7 protein-coding genes and 1 pseudogene are annotated in these 8219 nt (G+C 70.8%); 6 read left to right on the forward strand and 2 right to left on the reverse strand.

Annotated features, from left to right (window positions below; genetic code table 11):
• Nucleotides 1-211: pseudogene (locus tag ACWF94_RS26095) on the reverse strand (phosphatidate cytidylyltransferase); the annotation flags it as partial.
• Nucleotides 208-783, reverse strand: a complete 576-nt coding sequence (locus tag ACWF94_RS26100; RefSeq protein WP_453493213.1) for a CDP-alcohol phosphatidyltransferase family protein — start codon at nucleotides 781-783, stop codon at nucleotides 208-210. The pseudogene ACWF94_RS26095 and the gene ACWF94_RS26100, both read right to left, overlap by 4 nt.
• A 546-nt stretch (nucleotides 784-1329) precedes the next feature.
• Here ACWF94_RS26100 and ACWF94_RS26105 point away from each other — a divergent pair.
• The 6 genes from ACWF94_RS26105 to ACWF94_RS26130 all read left to right on the forward strand — a co-directional run bounded on the left by ACWF94_RS26105 (nucleotide 1330) and on the right by ACWF94_RS26130 (nucleotide 7741).
• Entirely contained in the window at nucleotides 1330-1461 is a 132-nt protein-coding gene (locus ACWF94_RS26105) for a hypothetical protein (RefSeq protein WP_453493216.1), read from the forward strand.
• A 152-nt stretch (nucleotides 1462-1613) separates the two neighbouring features.
• Entirely contained in the window at nucleotides 1614-2654 is a 1041-nt protein-coding gene (locus ACWF94_RS26110; protein WP_453493219.1) for a 3-isopropylmalate dehydrogenase, read from the forward strand.
• 262 nt (nucleotides 2655-2916) lie between these two features.
• The gene (locus ACWF94_RS26115; RefSeq protein WP_453493222.1) at nucleotides 2917-4005 is read left to right on the forward strand and encodes a branched-chain amino acid aminotransferase; all 1089 of its coding nucleotides are present in this window, start codon (nucleotides 2917-2919) and stop codon (nucleotides 4003-4005) included.
• A 308-nt stretch (nucleotides 4006-4313) separates the two neighbouring features.
• Nucleotides 4314-4922: a TetR/AcrR family transcriptional regulator gene (locus ACWF94_RS26120; protein ID WP_453493225.1), complete on the forward strand. Its 609-nt coding sequence runs from the start codon at nucleotides 4314-4316 to the stop codon at nucleotides 4920-4922.
• Nucleotides 4923-5034: 112 nt separating this feature from the next.
• Nucleotides 5035-6354 (forward strand): MFS transporter, encoded by a 1320-nt coding sequence (locus ACWF94_RS26125; protein WP_453493227.1) that lies wholly within the window; start codon nucleotides 5035-5037, stop codon nucleotides 6352-6354.
• A gap of 154 nt (nucleotides 6355-6508) precedes the next feature.
• Nucleotides 6509-7741 carry a TolB family protein gene (locus ACWF94_RS26130; protein ID WP_453493230.1) on the forward strand — a complete coding sequence of 411 codons (1233 nt, stop codon included), beginning with the start codon at nucleotides 6509-6511 and terminating at the stop codon, nucleotides 7739-7741.
• Nucleotides 7742-8219: the final 478 nt, after the last annotated feature.

Genomic DNA, 8219 nt, shown 5'->3' on the forward strand with positions numbered 1-8219 from the left:
CCAGCGCGAACGCCCCGCCCGCACCCAGGAACAGCGCCCCCAGGAACACCGGAGCCGCGATCGCCCACGTGCGCCAGCGCCTGCGCAGCTCCGCCCGCATCCGGACCCGGGAGGGGAGCGCGGCGACCGCGATCCCGCTCGCCCCCAGCGCGCCCGCGACCAGCGGAACCGCCCGCCCCATCGCCTCACCCGCGAGCATGACCCCGTTCATGCGGCCAGTTCCTTCCACAGCCACCCGATACGGACCAGCGCGGTGAGCGCGGAACCGGCCGCGATGACGATCAGGACCGGCACCGCCCATCCCGTCGCCGCGGCGACCGCCACCAGCAGACAGCGCTCGGTCTTGCCGACCGGGCCGCCGTTGCGGCGTGGGGCCCCGGCCGCCGCGCCCGCCAGCGACACCCAGGACGGCAGCGTCGCCGCCAGCGCGGCCACCGCGACCAGCCCCGGCGGCGCCAGCGTCAGAAACCCGGCCAGCACCACCAGGTCGGCGGCCCGGTCGCCGAGTTCATTGAGCAGCGAGCCGCGCCGGGTGGTGCGGCCCGTGTCGCGGGCGAGCGCGCCGTCGAGATTGGCGAACGCGAGCCGGGCCGCGAGCAGCAGAGCGACCGGGAGTACGGCCACGGGGGCGGGCAGCCAGGCGAGCGCCGCGCCCGCACCGGCCGCGCACACCACACCGGCCACCGTGAGCGTGTCCGGCGACACGGCACGGCGGGCGAGCGCGCCGCGGACTCCGGAGAGCCGGGCCGCGTACCAGGGCTTGAGAGCGTAGAGGCCGTTCATGGGGCCAACTGTCGCCCGGTGCCCGGGGTGTCAACACGGGACGGATACTCAGTTCGCTCATGAGTATCCGCGATCCGTGGGGCCTGAGAGGCTCCAGCGTATGAACGAGTCGTCGCGCACCGTCCACACCTCCGCTCCGCACTGACCCCCCGCCGAACTCGCCGGGGATCCGGGAGCCGGGAGCGGCTCGGGGGACCGGCCAGGGCGGCCGGACGCCGGGCCGCCGGTCCGTGGCGGCCGACCCGGGTTCCCGCCAGGGCTCCGGGCCGCCGGTCCGTGGCCACCGACCCGGGCCCGCCCCCACCACTCCAGGAGCGGACCTCGCTGACCTGCCCCTTCCATGATCGCCGTCTCAGATAGTAGGAAGTCCGACTATTTGTGGAGACAGAAGCGCGTACCTGTCCTAGCTTGGTAGCAGCCGAACGTCTCGCTCGATCCAGCGAATGGCGGTCGTGAGCCCGTGCCCCCGGCAGGCAACCCCTGCGGCACGCTCCCCGCCCCACCCGGCGCCTTCGAAATCTCATTGATCTCAAGGAGTCGATCATCATGTCCGCTGAGACCGCCCGCCGAGTCCGTCACGCCTCCCGCCGTACGAGCGAGTCCGACCGCAAGAACGCCGCCGCGGCCCTCCAGCGCGCCCTGGACCGCCGCGACAACGGCGGCGCCACCGGCCACTAGGCTCTTCCTGGTCCAAAAATCAGCCCGTCCGGCGTTTGAGGACGGACCCTGGTACCCAGGGCCTGAAGCTCCGACGCACGTCCACCACAAGGCCCATGTCCAAAAAGTGGACGCGCGGTGTCATGGGCTGGGACGACTAGTAGGGTGCCATCATGTCTCGCAGCCTCAACATCGCAGTGATCCCCGGTGACGGCATCGGCCAGGAGGTCGTGGCCCAGGGCCTGAAAGTCCTGTCCTCCGTGCTTCCGCAGGATGTGAAGCTGGAGACCAAGGAGTACGACCTCGGCGCCCAGCGCTGGCACCGCACGGGTGAAACCCTCCCCGACGCGGAGCTGGCGGCCCTCAAGGGCCACGACGCGATTCTGCTCGGCGCGATCGGCGACCCGACCGTGCCATCGGGCGTACTGGAGCGGGGGCTGCTGCTCAAGCTCCGGTTCGCCTTCGATCACTACGTCAATCTGCGTCCGTCGAAGCTGTTCCCGAACACCGCGACCCCGCTGGCCGGCCGCCCCGAGATCGACTTCGTCGTCGTCCGCGAGGGCACCGAGGGCCCGTACACCGGCAACGGCGGCTCGCTGCGCACCGGCACCCCCGCCGAGGTCGCCACCGAGGTCAGCCTGAACACCGCGTACGGGGTGGAGCGCGTCGTCCGCGACGCCTACGAGCGGGCCAACGCCCGCCCCCGCAAGAAGCTGACCCTGGTCCACAAGAACAACGTCCTCGTCTACGCGGGCCACCTGTGGAAGAACATCTTCGACCGGGTCGGCCAGGAGTATCCCGACGTCACCACCGACTATCTGCATGTGGACGCGGCGACGATCTTCTTCGTCACCCAGCCGGAGCGTTTCGACGTCATCGTCACCGACAACCTCTTCGGTGACATCCTCACCGACCTCGCCGCCGCCGTGTCCGGCGGTATCGGCCTGGCCGCTTCCGGCAACATCAACCCGACGGGCGCGTTCCCGTCGATGTTCGAGCCCGTGCACGGCTCGGCGCCCGACATCGCGGGCACCGGCAAGGCCGACCCCACGGCCACGATTCTCTCCGTCGCCCTCCTGCTGCGGCACCTCGGCTTCGAGGCCGAGGCCGTCCGTGTCGAGGACGCCGTCTCCGCCGACCTCGCGGAACGCGGCACGACCGTCCGTACCACCGAGGAGATCGGCGACGCGCTCGCGGTACGAGTAGCGGGCTGACCCGACGCTTCCACGAAGCCGCCGGGTCGCACAAGCACCCGGCGGCTTCTCCTGTGCGGCTCCGGGTGTCACCATCATCCCTGGACCGTTTTCACGCCGTTGTCCCCTTTGTTGTCGTTCCACCCCTTCTCGCGCTCAACAGTTCGAGTGATCAGTGATAATCGAGGCGGACCGTGGTACGCGGGAGTACTCGGACGTCCTAGCACCTGTAGCGGCGTGAGCGCGGTCCGTCACAAACCAACCGGTGAAGGACATTGCACTCATGACGACGCCCACGATCGAGCTGAAGCCCTCCTCCCATCCGCTGTCCGACGCAGAGCGGGAGGCGATCCTGGCCAACCCCGGGTTCGGCCGCCACTTCACCGACCACATGGTGACGATCAAGTGGACGGAGGGGCGGGGCTGGCACGACGCGCAGCTCACGCCGTATGCGCCGCTCTCGATCGACCCCGCCAATATGACCCTGCACTACGCACAGGAGATCTTCGAGGGCCTCAAGGCGTACCGCCGCCCCGACGGGACGGTCGCCACCTTCCGCCCCGACGCCAACGCCGAGCGCTTCCAGCGCTCCGCCCGCCGGCTGGCGATGCCTGAGCTGCCGGCCGAGACCTTCATCGCGGCCTGCGACGCCCTGGTCCAGCAGGACAAGGCATGGGTCCCGGCGCACGGCGGCGAGGCATCGCTCTATCTGCGCCCCTTCATGATCGCGGCCGAGGTCGGCCTCGGGGTGAAGCCCGCGAACGAGTACCTCTTCCTCGTCATCGCGTCCCCGGCCGCCGCGTACTTCCCCGGCGGTGTCCGCCCCGTCTCCGTCTGGCTCTCCGAGAACTACGTCCGCGCGGTCCCCGGCGGCATGGGCTTCGCCAAGACCGGCGGCAACTACGCGGCCTCCCTGCTCGCCCAGGCCGAGGCGGCGGCGAAGGGCTGCGACCAGGTCGTCTGGCTGGACGCGCTGGAGCACAAGTGGGTCGAGGAAATGGGCGGGATGAATCTGTACTTCGTGTACGGGAACCGCATCGTCACCCCGGAGCTGACCGGCTCGCTCCTCGCCGGCATCACCCGTGACTCCCTGCTCAAGCTCGCGAAGGACCTCGGCTACGAGTCCGCGGAGGGCCGGATCTCCACCGACGACTGGAGGCGCGACTCGGAGAACGGCACGCTGACCGAGGTCTTCGCCTGCGGTACGGCGGCGGTGATCACCCCGGTCGGCTCGGTGCGGTCCGCGGGCGGGGACTGGACCCAGGCCGATGGGCAGCCGGGCGAGGTCACGATGAAGCTGCGCAAGGCGCTGCTCGACATCCAGACGGGAGTCGCGGCCGACGCGCACGGCTGGATGCACGAACTGGGCTGACCCCCTGCCCGCGCGCGGCGGCGTCCGGGTCGTCAAGATCCTTTCCGGCCGGTCTTCGCGGCCAGGGGTGACACGCGTCGCGTCGCCCCTGGTCCGGGGTGTCCGGATCCCCCACGGTGGCTGATGAAGATCGGGTAGAACATACGCGTGCAGATCTTGCTCCACGCGATCGGCGACGGCGGTCCGGCGTGCCCACTCCCCGCCAGGCGCCCCCTCCCCGGGCCGGGCCCGCGGTCCGTGACCCGCTCGCTCCCCGCGCCGGGGCCGGGGTTCGCGCCCGCCAGGGCCCGTACGCCGAAGGCCCGGGTATGACGCCCGCCCGGCGGCGCAACGTCGCCCCGCCCCGGGAAGCCGTCCTCGCCGCCGCCATGGCCACCATCGCCGAACGGGGCATCGAGCGGCTGACCATGGCCGGACTCGGCCGGGACGTCGGAATGAGCAGCGGGCACCTCCTCTACTACTTCCGCACCAAGGACGAACTCCTCCTGCGCACCCTGGAGTGGAGCGGCAGCCGTCTCGGCGCCCGGCGCGCGGCGCTGCTCTCCCGGCACGCCCCCGCCGCCGAACGCCTCACCGCGTATATCGAGCTGTACGTCCCGGAGGGGCCGCGCGACCCCCACTGGAGCCTCTGGCTGGAGGTCTGGAACCGCTCACGGAACGCGGACGGCGACGCCCGCGCCCGTCAGGCGGCGATCGGGAGCGCCTGGCATCGGGATCTGGTGACACTGCTCGACGAGGGGGTGTGCCAACGGGAGTTCCGGCCCGTCGACCCCGACCGGTTCGCCACCCGGCTGCGTACTCTCCTCGACGGCTTCAGCGTCCATGTCGTGGGCGGTCCCGCCGACACCGGGCGAGCGCAAGTTCTCGGTCACGTAAGCGAATTCCTGGCGGAATCGCTTCTGTGTGCGGAGGTTTGAAAGGCCGTATCCGGCCCGTCACCACCGGGGGAACGCAACGCACGCAAGTACATCTCATCGTTGCCCGTGCAACCCTTGTCGCCCCGGGACCCCTCCGGCACGGTTTCCCCCCATGGGACGAGAGCACTGGAAGAAGATCTGGGTCGGGTCGGCCGGAAATATGGTCGAGTGGTTCGACTGGTTCGTCTACGCGAGCTTCGCCACCTACTTCGCGGGCGCGTTCTTCCCCGAGGGGAACGACACCGCCAAGCTCATGAACACCGCGGGCATCTTCGCGGTCGGCTTCTTCATGCGCCCGGTCGGCGGCTGGCTCCTCGGCCGGGTCGGCGACCGCAAGGGCCGCAAGGCCGCGCTGACCCTCACCGTCACCCTGATGTCCGCATCGGCCCTGCTCATCGCGATCGCGCCCACCTACGGAGTCGCCGGCTACGGAGGCGCCGCCGTCCTGCTGATCGCCCGGCTGCTCCAGGGACTGTCCGTCGGCGGTGAGTACGCGGCCAGCGCCACCTATCTCACCGAGGCGTCCGCCCCCCGGCACCGCGGCTTCGCCTCCAGCTTCCAGTACGTCTCGATGACCGCCGGACAGATCCTCGGCCTCGGCCTCCAGATCATCCTCCAGCGCACGATGTCCGACGACGCGCTGCACAGCTGGGGCTGGCGCATCCCGTTCATCATCGGCGCGCTCGGCGCGGCCGTCGTCTTCTATCTGCGGCGCAACATGCTGGAGACGGAGGTGTACGAGGAGTCCGCCGACGACACCCCCGTGGGCGAGAAGGGCACCATCAAGGCGCTGCTGGCGCACAAGCGCGAGGCGTTCCTGGTCATGGCGCTCACGATGGGCGGGACCGTCGCGTACTACACGTACACCACCTATCTCACCAAGTACCTCTCCAACTCCGCGGGCCTGCCCAAGCAGACGGCCACCCTGGTCTCCTTCTGCGCGCTGATCGTCTTCGCCTGCCTCCAGCCCTTCGCGGGCCGCCTCTCCGACCGGATCGGCCGCCGCCCGCTGCTGATCACCTTCGCCATCGGCTCGACCTTCCTGACCGTCCCGATCATGACCCTGCTCCAGCACGCGGGCTCGTTCTGGCCCGCGTTCGGGCTCTCCCTGCTCGCCCTGGTCGTGATCACCGGCTACACCTCGATCAACGCGTGTGTGAAGGCGGAACTCTTCCCGACGGGGGTACGGGCGCTGGGCGTGGCCCTGCCGTACGCCATCGCCAACGCCCTGTTCGGCGGGACGGCGGAATATGTGGCCCTGTGGTTCAAGGACTCGGGGGTGGAATCGGGCTTCTACTGGTACGTGGCGGGGTGCGCGGCGGTCTCGCTGATCGTGTATCTGACGATGCGCGAGACCCGGGACATCGACCTGAACCGGGTCGGCGCGGGTGCCCCGGCGGCCGGTGTGCCCGCGAAGGTGCCGACCGCCTGACGGGTCGTGTCGGGTGCCTGAGCCGGTCCTACGCGGACGCTCGATCTTGAGCCGAGGTTGTACGTATTCGAGCTGATTGTGGCCACGCGACGGGTGCGCTTTGATCTTATGAACCTCCCGGCGAGGGCCGGGAGTTCATGATTTCGGGGGGAACATGAGACTCGGAACCACCGCCGCCGCCGTCGCCACGGCCCTGGCCTCCGTCTGCGCCGCCGCACTGCTGGTGCCCACCGGAGCGCACGCCCAGGACGCGCCGCCGCGCAGACCCTTCACCGAACGCGTCACCCAGGGCGCCGACCAGCGCTCGGACGAGGTGGCCCTCAGCTCCGACGGCCGCTTCGCGGTGTTCACCTCACGCGCCACGAACCTGGTCCCCGGCGACACCAACGGCTTCGACGACATCTTCGTACGCGATGTGCGCAGCGGTCGTACGGAGCGGGTCAATGTCACCGCCGACGGAACCCAGGGGGACGGGCACAGCAAGCGCGCCGCCATCAGCGCGGACGGGCGCTATGTCGCCTTCGCCACGGACGCGGCCAACCTCGGCGTCCCGGGGCTGAAGCAGTCCCGGGGCATCTATCTCAAGGATCGCCGGAGCGGGGCGCTGACCTATGTCGGGCGCGACCTCGGGGACGGGTTCGTCCAGGCGTACGCCCCGACCGTCAGCGCCGACGGGCGCTTTGTCGCCTTCCACGTCTACGAGTCCGCGAGCAGGCCCGCCCGCAAGACGGCCATCCGCGACATGCGCACGGGTGAGCTGCGCATCCTCGGCAGCAGGCAGGCGGGGGAGCCCAGCATCAGCGCGGACGGCGGCAAGCTCGTCTACACCGACCTCAGCGCCGCGCCGATCCAGTACCCGCCGTCCAGCGCGCATCTCTGGGACCGGAGCACCGGAGAGTCCCGGCGCCTGGACGCCGCCCCGGACGGCACCCCCGGGAACGGCAAGTCCTACGAGGCGGAGATCACGCCCGACGGGCGGTACGCCGTCTTCCACTCGTCGGCCACCAATCTCGTGCCGGCGGCGGACCCCAACGGCGCGGGCTTCAACGTCTTCGTCCGCGATCTGCGGAAGGGCACGATCCGCCGGATCGACGGGCCGGCGCCGGGGCAGCAGACGACGCTGGGCTCCCTGAGCGGGGACGGCCGCCAGCTGGTGTTCAGCGCGGGCACGGACGCCTCCCGCGGCTGGTATCTCCGCGACCTGCGCACGGGCCGCACCAGGCTCGCGATCCCGGACGTCACGGGTGCGCCCGGGCTCGCCAGGGTGCTGCCGCGCGCCCTGGACCGGCACGCGCGCGTCCTCGCGTTCCTCTCCTGGTCCCCGGACATCGCCCCGGGCCCCTCCGCCGCCCCCGGCACCGACGTCTACCTCCGCCACTTCCGCTGACCCCAGCCGCCTGGCCCGTGAGCCAAGCCCCACGCGCCGTGCCCCGGCGTGCCCATGCCGCCCCCGGTGCCCGGGCCTGCCCCGTTCCTTCCGGCACGTCCTCTCCCGCTCCTTTCCGCCGTCCGGACGGCACGCCCTCCGGGCGTGTCCTCAATCTCCCCCAGACTTCGTCCGGGGGGACCCCCAACGGGCTGATTTTGTGCACCCGGGTGCGCTGCGTCATCACTCCCGACGCAAGGGTCCGTCCTCAAGCGCCGGACAGGCTGAGGGTCCGGACCCGGGTGCGTAAAGTTCAGCCCCGCCTGGGGGTACTCCCCCTGGGCTCCGCCTGGGGGCACCCCCACCCAGGCGAAGCTCTGGGGGAGTTCGAGGCGTGGGGGAGGCTGGTTTTGCGCACCTGGGTGGGCAATTTCAGCCTCGCCTGGGGGTACCTCCCAGGCGAAGCTCTGGGGGAGTTTGAGGCGCGGGGGAGGCTGGT

This window comes from Streptomyces sp. NPDC055078, assembly GCF_053607985.1.